Origin of the sequence: Pandoraea commovens (assembly GCF_902459615.1) — a bacterium.
GTDB lineage: Bacteria > Pseudomonadota > Gammaproteobacteria > Burkholderiales > Burkholderiaceae > Pandoraea > Pandoraea commovens.
This window is the reverse complement of record NZ_CABPSA010000006.1, coordinates 63,756-78,195: the sequence shown is the minus strand read 5'-3', so window position 1 is coordinate 78,195 and position 14,440 is coordinate 63,756. Positions and strand designations below refer to the sequence as shown.

The following is a 14,440-nucleotide window of genomic DNA, read 5'->3' as shown; positions in this document are numbered from 1 at the left end:
GCCATATCCTCTATATCAGCTCATGTTCGGCCAGGCGCGCCCGCACGATATCCAATATTCGGACCATCTCCGCGTCGTCAGTGTTCTCTTCACACATCGCGCGCCAGGCCGCTTCGCGCTCGAACTTCGGCACGCCCAACAACTCCTCGAATACTCGAGTGATCTCACTCTCCATTTCCTCTGGGAGCGGCTCATCTTCGGTTGACGAGGGGCTCGCCATACGCGAACTTCGAAGGACGCCCGACGACTGCCCCGTCTCGCCAGAACTCCCGTACTGGGACAATAGTGCATCGCGAAGCTCGGCGGAACGATCGATCTTCGAATCGGCCATTACCGTGCCGCCTTCCGCCTCAGCCACATTTCGCGTTTGTTCAAAGTCAGCACCGAAACCCTCCGCAGGCGGCGATGTTGCCTCCGCCTGCTGTATGTCCGGCGTCGTGATTTTCTGAGCGGTTGCTTGGGTATTCACTTCCATGACGAATCTCCATCGTTGGGGGAGATTTCAGCTTCAGGTCGACGATTCCGGTTGCACACTCAAGCGCATTTCGGCGCTAGCAATGGCCGCTCTCGCAAGGTGCCAATCCTTACCATCGAACATCTGCGGAATTAGATTGCCTTTAAAGTAGGACTTGAAGGTTTCGAGCTCGCTTTTGTTGCAATCGCTCAACAGCTTTTCCCAGATCGCAATGCGCTCGGCAGCCGCCGCCTTCATCATGTCCACAATCCGCTGCCCGCACTCGCTTCCGCCTCCGGACGCGAGACCGCACGACATAGGTGCCAACAGCCCGGTGGCGCCGTCGACCTGAGCACCCGTCGTCGCCGCGCCATCTTCAAACCAAGCCACATTTCGCGTTCCTTCCAAGTCAGCATTGAAACCTTCCGCAGGTGGCGATGTTGTCCCGGCCTGCTGGATCTCGGACGTTGTGATTTGTTGAGCGACCGTTTGCGCACTCACGTTCATGACGAATCTCCGTCGGGTGGGGGGGAGATTTCATCGTGTCACCTATCGAACGCAAACCTTTGCGATTCGGACGGTCACCTTCGGGTTGACGTCTCCCGACAACGCAACTTGGGACCTTCCGCAAGATGGTGATGGGAAGACACATCATGGATCGATCGACGGCACGCCCGCTTACATCAACAACTCCAAGCGTTTGCGCCCGGCCCCGGGGAATTTGAGGCGGTCTGATCGATCAGACCGGTACACTTCGCTCTACGAATCCCAAAGTTCATCGAAACATGACGACACCCGATCTCCAGACACCGACACGCGCGCCTTCCGATGCCCCCTTCGCTCCTCCGTCTGCACCGCTGACTCAGCAGCGTATCGATGACGAACCGCTGCGGCTGGTCACGAGCTTTAACGACATCTTCGTCGTCGTCGCGTCGTGGCTGCTTTCGTTCGGCACGGTGTGGCTCACGGCATCGCTGCCCTCGTGGCTGCAGATGCTGATCGCCGCCGCCATCACGTGGGGACTCTCGGAGATCTTCGTGCGGCGTCGCCGTATGGCGCTGCCCGCACTCTGCTTCTCGTTCAGCTTCGTTAGCACCGCAGCAATGCTCGGTTTCGGGAACGCGTCACTGCTGCATCAGGGAGGAGAAAGCGTGCGTGCCTCGATGAGCTGGTGGACGCTCGTCGCCACCTGCGTCTGCACGGCGCTCGGTGCCACCCTCTTTTGGTGGCGCTTCCGCGTACCCGCTGTGATTGCCATGGGCGTGGCGGGCGTTGTCGCAGTAGTGTGGGCGCATGTGCTGGTACTGACCGAGAACAATGGCTGGCTGCTGGTGGCGAACGTCGTCGTCGGGTTGGCGATTTTCATCTGGGCACTGCGATGGGATGCACAGGATCCGCAACGCACGAGCATCCGCTCCGATGTGGCCTTCTGGCTGCACCTGCTCGCCGCCTGCATGGTCACGCATCCGATCTTCTGGATGCTCGCACCGAATCACCCCGGCGCGGTCATCGCCGTATTCGTGCTGCTCACTGCCGTGTCGCTCGCCATCGACCGTCGCGCGCTGATGCTGTCGTCGCTGCTATACGTCATGAGCGCAATCTTGCGGATGTTCATGACGCCCGCCGCGAACGGCGACGAACTCTACACGCACTCCAGCATGTCGCTGCCAGCCACGGCGGTGATCGTCGGCGGCGTGCTGCTGTTGCTCTCGGTGTTCTGGCAACCGTCGCGTCGGGTCGTGCTTCGCCTGCTGCCGTCGGCATGGCGCGCGAAGTTGCCGCACTGAATCGCATCTGACGTCAAAAGCAAAAAGGCCGCGCCGGATTCTTCCCGGCGCGGCCTTACTTCTTTTCACTCACGTCACTGAATCGTCACGCGCTCCAGCACCTTCATGTAGTGATCGAGCGGCGGCGTCTGCATACCGGCGATCTTCGCGCGGTCGTCCCAGCGACGCAGGCGAAGCGCCGCCTCGGCATGCTCGCGTGCAAGAAACGCCTTCGCTTCGTCATCGCCGAACACGCCACCTTGCAGCGCGAGACTGCGCACCGAATCCACCGACAGCTTGCCGTAGTACTCGGGATCGACGGCGCAAAGGCAACGCTTGGCGTCCACATGCAGACGAATCGGATCGAGGACCGCGTCGCTGAAGAGCGGCCTGAGGAACGGCAGTGCGAAGTATTGATGCAGATCGTCGATGCCGCGCTCGGTGGGCGTTTCGCCCTGAAGATTGAGCAGATGGCCGAGATCGTGAAGGAAACTGGCGGCGACGAGCGCCTCGTCGGCGCCCTCGCTTTCGGCGAGCGCGCCGCTTTGCAGCGCGTGCTCCAGTTGGGTGACGGGTTCGCCGCTGTAAGCGATCGAACCGAATTTATCGAACAGGGTGCGGATGTCCGGCAGGCTCAGGGCCATCGTGAGAACTCTCGTTGTCATCGCGAGAATCGGGGGCAGCCCCGGCAGCGGCCGTCGCGACATCGGCAAACGCCGCCAGTTTCGACGCCTTCGTTTCCTTCGGCGTCTTCATATCCTTGTTGTCCTTGCCGTCCTTGGCTTCCTTCGGCTTGTCGCGCATGCGGCTCTTGCGCAGCGCGCCCGCGTCGTCGAGTACCGGATACGCCGTCGAACAGAACAGCGAATTCAGACGCTTCATGTCGCTGATGATATCCAGGTGCAGCGAAGACGTCTCGATACTCTGCACCGACTGGCCCGCCAGACGATTCAGGTGCGTGTACGAATACGCGCGCTCCAGATCGCGGAAGCTCTCCTTCTCAGCCATCAACCGCTGCGCGCTGCGTAAATCCGTATTCAGAAACACCGACAGGCCGAGTTGCAGGTTCGTCACCAGCCGCGCGTGCATGTCGCAAATCTCCTGCAACCCCGCCTCCGAGAACGACAGCTTGTGCGATATCTTCTTCTCCTCGACCTCCACCACCATGCGCTCGATGATGTCGCCCGCATGCTCGAGATTGATAGTGAGCGAGATGATGTCCGTCCAGCGGCGGCTGTCCTGCTCGCTGAGGTTTTCGCGCGACACGCGCGTCAGGTACATCTTCACGGCGGTGTAAAGATGGTCGACATCGTCGTCCAGACGGCGCGTTTCTCGGGCGCGCGCCACGTCATTACTCTTGATGACGTAAAGCAACCCGTTGAGCATCTGCTCGATGAGGTCGCCCATGCGCAACGTTTCACGCGTGGCATTCGCCAGCGCTACCGAAGGCATTTCCAGCGCGCTCTCGTCGAGATGTCGGGCACGCGTAACACCATCGGCTTCCGGCTTTTCGGCCAACAGACGCACGCACAAACGCGCCATCGGCTCGGTGAACGCGAGGCAGACAAGGCAGCGAACGAGGTTGTACAGCACGTGGAAGTTGACGACGGCTTGCGCAGGGGCGTCCGAGAGCCAGCTCACCAGCATCGGCGCATAGTCGACGAACGGCAGCACGATCAGGCAGCCGATCAGCTTGAAGATGAGGCTGCCGAACACCACACGACGCCCCGCCGCGTTCTGACCGGCCGACGTCAGCATCGCCAGCATGCCGCTGCCGAGGTTCGCGCCGATCACGAGACACAGCGCCACTTTGAGCGAGATGACACCGGAAGACGCCAGCGTCGCCGTCAGCAGCACGGCGGCGAGGCTCGAATACGACACCATCGCGAAGAGCGCGCCGATCAGCGTGTCGAGCATGACGTCGCCCGTCAGCGAGCCGAACAGCACCTTCACCCCGGCGGCTTCGGTCATGGGCGTGGTCGCGCCCACGATCAGTTGCAACGCCAGGATGATCAGCCCGAGGCCGATGGACACGCGGCCCAGCTGGCCTGCGCGCGTCTGCTTTCGTGAGAGGAAGAAGATGACGCCGAAGAAGATCAGCAGCGGCGAGAGCCAGTGCAGATCGAACGTCAGGATCCGCGCCATCAGGGCGGTACCGACGTCGGCCCCCAGCATGATCGACAGGGCGGGCGCCAGCGCGATCAGCCCCTGCGCGCCGAACGACGACACGATGAGCGCCGTCGCGTTACTGCTCTGCACGAGGCCCGTGACGAGCACGCCCGCCGCAAAGGCGAGGAAGCGGTTCGAGATGCTGTGCGACAGAATGCGTCGCAGGTCGGCACCATAGACGCGCAGGACCCCGGTACGCACAATGTGCGTCCCCCAGATCAGCATCGCCACGCCGGAAAGAAGGTTGAGCAGAGTCAGCATGCCAGTGTTCCGTGATCTTATTGTCGACGGGACAGGCAGCGCTTCGCGCCGCCAACATGACGCGTGGCCTGGTTTTCTAAACCGGCATCCCGCGTCAGACGAACACTGGCGTCGGGATGCATGTTAAGTTCACGCAAGTAAGTTCACGCGTCATGCGTATCCCCAATCGATACACCGTACACCAATTTGACCAGCGCAACAATCCTGTCATCAAATTGTCACAATTTTTGCGCTGGTTCTGCTACGTCTCGCTCAGACGCCCCACGGCAAGGTGAAGGTCTTGGTGTTAGTGAAGCTTTTCATCGCCTCCTGAACCCCTTCCTTATAGCCAAGCCCGGAGTCCTTGATACCACCGAACGGCGTCAGTTCGATGCGATACCCCGGCACTTCCCACACGTTGACGGTCCCGACCTGCAATTCGTTGGTAAAACGCGTCACATAATCAAGCCGGTTCGTACAAACGCCGGACGACAGGCCGAACGCAGTGCCGTTGGAGATGGCGATGGCTTCGTCGATGCTGCCGAACGTGATGATCGGCGACACCGGCCCGAAGGTCTCTTCGCGCACCACCGTCATCTTCGGGTCGACACGGTCGATCACCGTCGGCGAATACAGTGCGCCCTCGCGCTTATTGCCGACCAGCAGACGCGCCCCCTGCGACACCGCTTCGTTCACTCGCGACTCGAACAGGCGCGCGGCCGCTTCGTCGATCACCGTGCCCATGTCGTTGTCGCCATCGGCCGGATCGCCGTACTTCCACGCACGGGTCTTCTCGACCACGAGTTCGGTGAACTGCGCGGCGATGTCCTTGTGCACCAGCATGCGCTTGACCGCCGTGCAACGCTGACCCGAGTTCTTGTACGACCCTTGCACCGCGAGATCGGTCGCGCGCTCCAGATCGGCGTCCTCCATCACGATCAGCGGGTCGTTGCCGCCCAGCTCCAGCACGATGCGGCGATAACCCGCCTTGGACGCGATGTACTTGCCGATCGACACGCCGCCCGTGAACGTGATCATGTCGATGTTCTCGTTCGTGATCAGCTCGTCGGCAATCTCCATCGGATCGCCGGTGATCACTTGCAGCATCTCCGGCGGCAGACCGGCTTCATACAGCGTGTCGGCCAAATAGTAAGCTGAGAGCGGCACCTTCTCGGACGGCTTGAGCACCATCCGATTATTCGTCGCAATCGACGGCGCGACCTTGTGCGCCACCTGATTCATGGGGTGATTAAACGGCGTGATAGCCGCAATCGCGCCCAGCAGCGGCTCGCGCTGCGTCACCACACGACGCTTCTTGCCGTGCGGCGTGAGATCGCATGAGAACGCCTGTCCGTCGTCCTTGAGCGCTTCGCCTGCGGCGAAACCCAGCACGTCGGCGACGCGGCCGATTTCGTAGACGGCGTCTTTCTTGCAGAGCCCCGACTCCATCGTGATGATGGCCGCCGCCTCCGCCGTGCGTGCGCGCAACAGTGCGGCCGCCTTCTCCAGAATGTTGGCGCGCTCGAAACGCGTGAGCGTGGAGCGGTACTGCTTGGCAATCGAGAACGCGCGACGCACATCGTCGAGCGAGGCTTTCGGCACGGTGCCGACCAGATCGCCCGAATACGGATTGAACACTTCGATGATCCGTTCGCGGGTCACTTTTTCGCCACCGATGCGAAGCGCTTCGGCGCGGAACTCGGGGTGCAGCTTGTGCGGCGCGTTCATGGGGTTCTCCACTGCGTCTCTAACTGGACAGGGGCCGGGTCGTTCGAACGTTCTGAGGTTCGTTCGACCCTGGCGCTCATGCTCTGCTCTTGGGTCAGACGTCAATCCAACGTGTCTTAAACGTGATTCAGCGCCACATCGAGAATGTCGAAGTTACGAAGTCGCGCCTTGCCCGGAATCCCTTCGGTCTTGCGATTGAAGAGCAACGGCACCGTCTGCTCCGAGATACCGCCGTGCGAGCGCAGCGGCACCGTCAGTCCCGACAGATCGTGGCGGCTCGCGCTGGTGCCCAGCACGACCGACTGATCGCTCACGACCACCAGATCGCCTACGCGATCGGGCGGCAGCTCGAAACGTGCACAGGCTTCGGCGTTGGTCAGCACCACCTCAATGCCCGGCAGCGCGGCGATGCGTGTGCGAATGGCGTCGCGATCGGCGTCTTTGGGCAGATAGATCGTGGCGTAGGAACCGAGCGCACCGTGGTGCACCACGTACGGATCGGTGATCGGCAGGATCACGCGTGCGCCGCCCGCTTCCACGCCCTTGCCGAACCAGTCGTCGAGCAAGTCCTGCAAATAGATGACGTTGGGCTGGCCGGTCTTCGGATCGTGCTTGGCGTTCATGCCGTGATCGGCGGTCAAGCCGATGACCGCACCGAGTTCGTCCATCCGCGCGAGGTACTTGTCCATCATCGCGTAGAAGGCGTTCGCGCCGTCCGTGCCCGGGGCCCACTTGTGCTGGATGTAGTCCGTCGTCGAGAGATACATCAGGTCGATGTGACGCGTCTCCAGCAAGCGCACGCCCGCCGCGAACACGAACTCGGAGAGTTCTGCGCTATAGACGTCCGGCACCGGCATGCCGACGAGGTCGACCACGTCTTCGATGCCGTTCTCTTCTAGCGTGACCTGATCGGCCTTCTCCGACGAGAAGCAGATGCCCTTCATGCGATAGCCGAGCAACTTGCGCAGCTTGTCCTTGGCGGTCACGACGGCAAGACTCGCACCGGCGTCGGCAGCCGCCGCAAACACGGTGCCCGCGCGCAGGTAGGCGGGGTCGTTCATCATGACTTCCGCGCCACGACCGCCGTTGGCGGCCGGGTCGAAGAAGTAGTTGCCGCAGATGCCGTGCACGGCGGGGGGCGCGCCGGTCACGATCGACAGGTTGTTCGGGTTGGTGAACGACGGCACGACACAGTCGCCCTGGAAGACGGCACCCTCAGCGAGCAAACGCTTCAGATAGGGCGCAACGCCAGCGGCGGCAGCGGCTTCGATGTACTCGAACTGGCAACCGTCGACGCATACGATGACGGTCGGTTGCTTCGGCAGGCGGTACTGACGGCCGTTCACTTGAATCTGTGCGGGCTGGTTCACGTCGGTTCTCCTCAATAACCACTCGGTTGACCGTAATGGGCATCGCGCTTCGTGCGATGGCCTGCATGCGGCCGAAATATCAACAAGACAATCCTTAGCCTGCCTTTGCCTGCGGCCCAGCCCCCGATGCACCGGGCGCACGCGCGAGCATTTCGCGAATACGCGTACGGCCTCGCACCAGGTGGTCGCGCGTGACTTGCGCGGCACGCTCGGGATCGCGCGACGCAATCGCGCTCACGATGTCCCGGTGCTCACGCTCCGACTTCGGCGGCGCGGACGAGTCGCCGGTCAGCGCTTCGTGACGGAACAGGCTCAGCTCCTTGACCAGACGGCGATACGTTTCCAGCAACTTGCGGTTGCCGACCATCTCGACGAGCGCATCGTGAAACGCCAGGTTGAGTCGGTAGTAGCCCTCGCTGTCGCCGTTTTCTACCGCGTGATGCATCGCCTCGACGGATTCACGCAAGCGCGTGAGTTGCTCGGAGGTGATTACCTCGGCCAGCGTGCGGGCGACGTACTCGTCGAGGACGCCACGCAGCGCGTAAATCTCTTCGGCCTCTTCAAGCGAGATGACCCGCACGAAGACGCCGCGATTCTTTTCGGTTCGCAGCAGGCCTGCTTCTTCCAGCGCCCGGAACGCTTCACGCACCGGACCGCGCGACACGCCAAGGCTGCCCGCCACCTCGATCTCGTTGAGCTTGGTCCCCGGCGTGAGCGTGCCCGCCATGATCTGGCGCTCGATTTCGTGCTGGACGAGCGTGGTGAGCGACTGGCTCTGCAACAACTCGATTGCGGTTGGCGACGTGGGCTTCGGAGTCATACCGGCCTTCCCTTTTTCAAAACAGTGCTCTGGACATTGATGCCATCGCGTGACGTCGGCGCCCTAGCACCGGGACACAAACCGCCGTCCCATCGAAACTTGGCAATTTGTGGCATCACGTGATTATTTTTGTTGTTGACATTCAAGCACAGCAATTTGTAGATTGTCAACAAAACACATCCGACATTGCAGACAGATTTTGCAACACCGTCGGGTCGAGTCGATTGCGGCAGCGACAAAACCCTATCTGAATCAACGATTTCCATACTATTGGAGGTATTTGACGAACAGATGACAAAAGCCAAGGGTTTCAAGAAAACGACATAATTTGCCAATATCATGCAACAAATCGCCTCACAGAAGGCTGTCGAGTGTACTTACAACGCGACCCTGATCGCGACCCACAGGAGCCATCCATGAATTCATCCTTGCGCCGTGCCATGCGCGCTGCCGCCGTCCTCGCCGCAGGACTCGTCTGCGCTGCACAGGCCGGTCACGCGCTCGCGAAGACCACGCTGACCGTCTATACCGCGTGGGAAGTCGAGGTCATGCGTCCGTATGCCGAAGCGTTCCAGAAGGCGAATCCGGACATCGAGATCAAGTACGTGCGCGACTCCACTGGCGTAGTCACGGCCAAGGTACTCGCGGAGAAGGCCAACCCGCAGGCAGACGTGATCGCGGGGCTTGCCGCGTCGAGTCTCGAACTCATCAAGCAGGAAGGCCTGCTCACGCCGTACGCGCCTAAGGGCTTCGATCAACTCACGCGCGCCTATAGCGATAAGGCTAATCCGCCGTCGTGGGTCGGTCTCGATGTGTGGGGCGCGACCGTCTGTTTCAACACCGTGGAAGCGGCCAAGCGCAATCTGCCCAAGCCCACGTCGTGGGAAGACCTCGCCAAGCCCATCTATAAGGGGATGATCGTGATGCCCAACCCGGCTACGTCCGGCACAGGCTTTCTCGACGTCACGGCCTGGTTGCAGATGTTCGGCAAGGACGGCGGCTGGAAGTACATGGACGCGCTCGACAAGAACATCGTGAAGTACACGCACTCGGGCTCGAAGCCGTGTCGCGACGCGGGCGCGGGCGAGTACCCCATCGGCATTTCGTTCGAATTCAATGCGCATCGCACCAAGGCGGCGGGCGCGCCCATCGATCTCGTGTTCCCCAAGGAAGGGCTGGGCTACGACATCGAAGCGGCGGGCATCGTGAAGACGACCAAGAAGCTCGACGCCGCCAAGCGTTACATGGACTGGCTCGCAAGCAAGGAAGCCAACGAGATGTACGCGAAGGACTGGGCCATCGTGGCTTACCCGGGTGTCGCGAAGAAGTTCGAGACCATTCCGGCCAACTACCCCGACATGCTCGTGAAGAACGACTTCACGGACATCGCGAAGAGCCGCGAGTCGGTGCTTGCCGAGTGGCAGAAACGCTACGGCGCGAAGTCGGAGAAGAAGTGACGACGTGATGACGCAGCGTGCGGCCCGCATTGATCGCATCGATCGCATCAATCGCGCCGCACGCGCACTCACGCACACCGGCACAACCATGCAGGAGGTCTCCCGAATGAGCGACGACACGTATCTCCACCTAGCAGGCATCCACAAGCGCTTCGACAGCACCGTGGTGCTGCATGACATCCACCTCACCGTGCGGCGTGGCGAAATGCTCTGCTTCCTCGGTCCGTCGGGCTGCGGCAAGACCACGCTGCTGCGCATCATCGCCGGGCTGGAGGCGCAGACGCAGGGCACGCTGTCGCAAAACGGACGGGACATCTCGTCGTTGCCGCCGATGCAGCGCGATTACGGCATCGTCTTCCAGTCGTACGCACTCTTTCCGAATCTGAGCGTCGCACAGAACGTGGCGTATGGACTGACGAACCGTCGCGTGCCACGCGCCGAGCGCGACGCGCGCGTGGCCGAACTGCTATCGATGGTCGGGTTGCCCGATGCAGGCGGCAAATTTCCCGGTCAGCTCTCCGGTGGCCAGCAGCAACGCATTGCGATTGCACGGGCACTCGCGACGTCGCCCGGCCTGTTGCTGCTCGACGAACCGCTCTCGGCGCTCGATGCCCGCGTGCGCGTGCGGCTGCGCAGCGAGATCCGCGCGCTGCAACAACGGCTGGGCATCACCACGATTCTCGTTACGCACGATCAGGAAGAAGCGCTGTCGATGGCCGACCGCATCGTCGTGATGAACAACGGCGTCATCGAACAGGTCGGCACGCCCGGTGATATCTATCAGCATCCGGCCACGCCGTTCGTCGCGGACTTCGTGGGCAAGACGAACATCCTGCCCGCACGTCTGGGCGACGCGGGACGCGTTCACGTCGGCCAGTACGAGCTGACGTGCGGCACGCTCAACGGCTGCCGCTCGGGCGAAGACATCCGCGTCTTCTTCCGGCCGGAGGACGTGCGCGTGCGCGATCTGGACGACCTCGACGACACCGCCAACGTGTTCGACGGCAACGTCGAGAAGATCGAGTTTCTCGGGGCCTTCTCGCGCGTGACGCTGCGCATGCACGCCTGCGACCACGCGCTCTACGCCGACCTCTCGCCTGCGGACATGCAGGCCCTGCAACCGTCGACGGGCGGCGCACTGCGCTTCTCGGTGCCGAGCGCCGCCGTGCGCGTCTTCCGTCAGGGGTAGCCACGATGAGTTCCTTAAGTTCAGCAGGCTCGACACTGACGGCCAATCCGGCATCGCCCAAGACGACGGATCGCCCGCCGCCGTCAGCGGTGCGTCCGGTAAGACTCGCCTCGCACTGGACGGATCGTCTCGCACAGGCACTGCTGCTGGTCGCTGCCGCAGCAGGCGTGCTCTTTCTGCTCGCGCCGATGGCGGCGATTCTCGTCAAGAGCGTGCAGGACAACGACGGACACTTCGTCGGGTTGCGACACTTTCGCGAATATTTCCACTCCCCTGCGCTCTTCGGCTCGATCTGGAACAGCGTATGGATCTCGATGGTGACGACCTGCATTACGGTGCCGCTCGCCTTCATCTTCGCGTACGCGCTCACGCGCAGCTGCATCCGCCACAAGACCCTGCTGCGCAACATCGCACTGATTCCGATTCTCGGCCCGACGCTGCTGCCCGCCATCTCGTTCATCTTCTGGTTCGGCAATCAGGGACTGCTGCGTCCGTTCATGGGCGACGTGGACATCTACGGCCCGCTGGGCATCGTGATGTCGCTCGTGAACGCCACGTTCCCGCATGCGCTGATGATTCTGATCACCGCGCTCTCGCTCACCGATGCACGACTGTATGAAGCAGCCGATGCACTCGGTACGCCCGCACTGCGACGCTTTCTCACCATTACGCTGCCCGGCGCGAAGTACGGGGTGATCAGCGCGGCGATGATCGTCTTCACCTACGCGATATCGGACTTCGGTATTCCCAAGGTCATCGGCGGTGATTTCAATGTGCTGGCCACCGACATCTACAAGCTGGTGATCGGACAGCAGGATTTCTCCAAGGGCGCAGTCGTCGGACTGGTGCTGCTGGTGCCCGTCGGCATTACCTATCTGGTGGACTCGGTCGTGCAGCGCAAGCAGCAGGCGCTGCTCTCCGCGCGCGCGGTGCCATATGTGCCGAAGCCGTCACGCGGATTCGACTGGCTCATGGCCACGCTGTGCTGGGGGATGGCCGCGATCATGCTCGCGATTCTGGGCATGGCGGTGTACGCGTCGTTCGTGAAGTTCTGGCCATACAACTTCAGTCTGTCGCTTGGTCACTATCGTTTCGGGCTGATCGAAAGCGGTGCCGTGGACTCGTACCTCAACAGCTTGCAGATGGCGTTCTGGTGCGCTGTGTGGGGAACGGCAGCGATCTTCGTCATCGCCTACCTGCTGGAGAAGACGCGCGGCATGGCGTGGGTGCGCGGCTTCATCCGCATGATGGCCGTGCTGCCGATGGGTGTGCCGGGGCTGGTACTAGGTCTGGGCTACATTTTCTTCTTCGTCTCCGAGGCAAACCCGCTGCACAACCTGTACGGCACGCTCGCGATTCTGGTGATCGTCAACGTCGTGCATTACTACTCGTCGAGTCACCTCACGGCAGTCACGGCGCTCAAGCAGATCGACCCCGAGTTCGAGTACGTGTCGGCGTCGCTCAAGGTGCCCTTCTACCGCACATTCTGGCGCGTGTCCGCGCCGATCTGCCTGCCGTCGATCATCGACATCAGCCGCTATCTCTTCGTCAACGCGATGACGACGGTCTCCGCCGTCGTCTTCCTTTACTCCGCAGATACGTCGCTCGCGTCGGTCGCCATCGTCAACATGGATGAGACCGGGTCCATCGGACCCGCCGCCGCGATGGCCACGCTCGTGGTGCTCACGTCGATGCTGGTGTGCCTGCTCTATCACGGCGTGCAGATCGTGGTGGAGCGTTACACGCAGGCGTGGCGTCGGCCGTCCGGCAAGGTGCCGGGCACGCGCAACGGACATTGAAGTTGGTTTTGGTCGCGCACTTACTTACGAATTTCAGCTATTTCCCCGCTTAATAGGAGGCGGTCATGATTCTCGGTCAGGAACCGATTCTGCTCACCCCCGGCCCGCTCACCACGTCGCCGGCCACCCGACAGGCCATGCTGCGCGACTGGGGTTCGTGGGACGCCCAGTTCAACCGCATCACCGCGTCGCTGTGCCGCGATCTGGTGGACATTGTGCACGGTGGCGACGAATACGTCTGCGTCCCGCTGCAAGGCTCGGGGACGTTCTCCGTCGAAGCGGCGATCGGTACGCTCACGCCACGCAACGCTCGCATTCTCGTGCCGGATAACGGTGCGTACTGCCAGCGCATTCTGAAGATCTGCCGCTATCTCGGCCGGGACGCCATCGCCCTGCCCATCGCCGAAGATCAGGCAGCCAGTGCGGCGGCCATCGACGAAGCGCTCTCGCGCGATCCGTCGATCACGCACGTCGCACAGGTCCATCTCGAAACCGGCGCGGGCGTGCTGAACCCGCTGGCCGATATCGCACGGGTCTGCCAGAAGCACGGCAAGGGGCTGATCGTCGACGCGATGAGTTCGTTCGGCGCGGTGGAAATCGATGTGCGTTCGATGCCGTTCGACGCGTTGATCGCCGCAAGTGGCAAGTGTCTCGAAGGCGTGCCGGGCATGGGCTTCGTCATTGCGAAGAAGACGGTGCTCGAAGCGAGCAGTGGCAACAGCCACTCGCTGGCGATGGACTTGCACGACCAGTACACCTACATGCAGAAGACCACGCAATGGCGCTTCACGCCGCCGACACACGTGGTCGCCGCGCTGCGCGCCGCCGTCGATCAGTTCCTCGCCGAGGGCGGACAGCCGGTGCGCGGTGAGCGCTACCAGAAGAACTGCCGTGCGTTGGTGGACGGTATGGCGTCGCTGGGCTTCCGTCCATTCCTCGAAGCAGAGGTACAAGCGCCGGTCATCGTGACGTTCCATGCGCCGACCGACAGCAAGTACGACTTCAAGGCGTTCTACGCAGCCGTGCGCGAGCGCGGTTACATCCTCTACCCCGGCAAACTGACGCAAATCGAGACGTTCCGGGTCGGCTGCATCGGTGCCATCGACGACAACGAGATGCGTAACGTCGTCACGGCGATCTCGCAGTCGCTGGCGTCGCTGGGCATTCGTCAGGTCGCGCCGCTCACGCGCGCTGCGTAGGTAGCGACACATCGTTGTTCGTCTACCGTTGTAAGACGGCGAGTGAACCAAGCGGTCGCTCGCCGTCGATGATTTAGGGAATCGTCCGAAACTCTGCGTTTCTCGCGGCGCTGCAATGGCGTCGCTTCGTCCTTCACAAGGCCACGCACGGCCTTGATTCCCCTGCCAAATCCCGCGTCCCGCGATGTCACTCGGCGGGCCTCGTCAGCGGCATACCCCGGGCGCTTTCCCATCGCGCTTTCTAGAATG

Annotated in this window: 12 protein-coding genes; 5 read left to right on the top strand and 7 right to left on the bottom strand. The window is 62.1% G+C overall.

Features of this window, described 5'->3' with window-relative positions:
- Nucleotides 1–10 precede the first annotated feature (10 nt).
- Together PCO31010_RS17505 and PCO31010_RS17500 are read right to left on the bottom strand one after the other, a co-directional pair.
- Nucleotides 11–475, bottom strand: a complete 465-nt coding sequence (locus tag PCO31010_RS17505; protein ID WP_150665380.1) for a hypothetical protein — start codon at nt 473–475, stop codon at nt 11–13.
- Nucleotides 476–508: 33 nt separating this feature from the next.
- Nucleotides 509–961 (bottom strand): hypothetical protein, encoded by a 453-nt coding sequence (locus PCO31010_RS17500; RefSeq protein WP_150665379.1) that lies wholly within the window; start codon nt 959–961, stop codon nt 509–511.
- A 278-nt stretch (nt 962–1,239) separates the two neighbouring features.
- On the opposite strand from PCO31010_RS17500, the gene PCO31010_RS17495 reads away from it, so the two are divergent.
- On the top strand, nt 1,240–2,241 hold the full coding sequence (locus tag PCO31010_RS17495) for a hypothetical protein (protein ID WP_150665378.1): 1,002 nt from the start codon (nt 1,240–1,242) through the stop codon (nt 2,239–2,241).
- Between the two features lie 74 nt (nt 2,242–2,315).
- Here the strand turns inward: PCO31010_RS17495 and PCO31010_RS17490 are convergent, their stop codons facing one another.
- From PCO31010_RS17490 to PCO31010_RS17470, 5 genes are all read right to left on the bottom strand, one after another.
- Nucleotides 2,316–2,864, bottom strand: a complete 549-nt coding sequence (locus PCO31010_RS17490; protein ID WP_150665377.1) for a phosphonate degradation HD-domain oxygenase — start codon at nt 2,862–2,864, stop codon at nt 2,316–2,318.
- Nucleotides 2,824–4,650, bottom strand: coding sequence for a Na/Pi cotransporter family protein (locus PCO31010_RS17485; protein ID WP_150665376.1), 1,827 nt, complete (start codon nt 4,648–4,650; stop codon nt 2,824–2,826). Before PCO31010_RS17485 ends, PCO31010_RS17490 begins: the two co-directional genes overlap by 41 nt.
- 252 nt (nt 4,651–4,902) lie before the next feature.
- Nucleotides 4,903–6,357, bottom strand: a complete 1,455-nt coding sequence (phnY, locus tag PCO31010_RS17480) for a phosphonoacetaldehyde dehydrogenase (protein WP_150665375.1) — start codon at nt 6,355–6,357, stop codon at nt 4,903–4,905.
- 116 nt (nt 6,358–6,473) lie between these two features.
- Entirely contained in the window at nt 6,474–7,727 is a 1,254-nt protein-coding gene (phnA, locus tag PCO31010_RS17475; protein ID WP_150665374.1) for a phosphonoacetate hydrolase, read from the bottom strand.
- Between the two features lie 94 nt (nt 7,728–7,821).
- Nucleotides 7,822–8,547, bottom strand: a complete 726-nt coding sequence (locus PCO31010_RS17470; RefSeq protein WP_150665373.1) for a phosphonate utilization associated transcriptional regulator — start codon at nt 8,545–8,547, stop codon at nt 7,822–7,824.
- A 416-nt stretch (nt 8,548–8,963) separates the two neighbouring features.
- On the opposite strand from PCO31010_RS17470, the gene PCO31010_RS17465 reads away from it, so the two are divergent.
- The 4 genes from PCO31010_RS17465 (at nt 8,964) to PCO31010_RS17450 (ending at nt 14,191) form a co-directional block, all read left to right on the top strand.
- Nucleotides 8,964–10,004, top strand: coding sequence for a putative 2-aminoethylphosphonate ABC transporter substrate-binding protein (locus tag PCO31010_RS17465; RefSeq protein WP_150665372.1), 1,041 nt, complete (start codon nt 8,964–8,966; stop codon nt 10,002–10,004).
- A gap of 106 nt (nt 10,005–10,110) precedes the next feature.
- Nucleotides 10,111–11,193: a putative 2-aminoethylphosphonate ABC transporter ATP-binding protein gene (locus PCO31010_RS17460; protein WP_150665588.1), complete on the top strand. Its 1,083-nt coding sequence runs from the start codon at nt 10,111–10,113 to the stop codon at nt 11,191–11,193.
- A gap of 5 nt (nt 11,194–11,198) precedes the next feature.
- Nucleotides 11,199–12,992: a putative 2-aminoethylphosphonate ABC transporter permease subunit gene (locus PCO31010_RS17455; protein WP_150665371.1), complete on the top strand. Its 1,794-nt coding sequence runs from the start codon at nt 11,199–11,201 to the stop codon at nt 12,990–12,992.
- 65 nt (nt 12,993–13,057) lie between these two features.
- Nucleotides 13,058–14,191, top strand: coding sequence for a 2-aminoethylphosphonate--pyruvate transaminase (locus PCO31010_RS17450; protein WP_150665370.1), 1,134 nt, complete (start codon nt 13,058–13,060; stop codon nt 14,189–14,191).
- Nucleotides 14,192–14,440 lie beyond the last annotated feature (249 nt).

Coding starts and splice junctions, on each gene's coding strand:
- PCO31010_RS17505 (WP_150665380.1), bottom strand. CDS start 475: ATGGAAGTGAATACCCAAGCAACCGCTCAGAAAATCACGACGCCGGAC.
- PCO31010_RS17500 (WP_150665379.1), bottom strand. CDS start 961: ATGAACGTGAGTGCGCAAACGGTCGCTCAACAAATCACAACGTCCGAG.
- PCO31010_RS17495 (WP_150665378.1), top strand. CDS start 1,240: ATGACGACACCCGATCTCCAGACACCGACACGCGCGCCTTCCGATGCC.
- PCO31010_RS17490 (WP_150665377.1), bottom strand. CDS start 2,864: ATGGCCCTGAGCCTGCCGGACATCCGCACCCTGTTCGATAAATTCGGT.
- PCO31010_RS17485 (WP_150665376.1), bottom strand. CDS start 4,650: ATGCTGACTCTGCTCAACCTTCTTTCCGGCGTGGCGATGCTGATCTGG.
- phnY (WP_150665375.1), bottom strand. CDS start 6,357: ATGAACGCGCCGCACAAGCTGCACCCCGAGTTCCGCGCCGAAGCGCTT.
- PCO31010_RS17470 (WP_150665373.1), bottom strand. CDS start 8,547: ATGACTCCGAAGCCCACGTCGCCAACCGCAATCGAGTTGTTGCAGAGC.
- PCO31010_RS17465 (WP_150665372.1), top strand. CDS start 8,964: ATGAATTCATCCTTGCGCCGTGCCATGCGCGCTGCCGCCGTCCTCGCC.
- PCO31010_RS17460 (WP_150665588.1), top strand. CDS start 10,111: ATGAGCGACGACACGTATCTCCACCTAGCAGGCATCCACAAGCGCTTC.
- PCO31010_RS17455 (WP_150665371.1), top strand. CDS start 11,199: ATGAGTTCCTTAAGTTCAGCAGGCTCGACACTGACGGCCAATCCGGCA.
- PCO31010_RS17450 (WP_150665370.1), top strand. CDS start 13,058: ATGATTCTCGGTCAGGAACCGATTCTGCTCACCCCCGGCCCGCTCACC.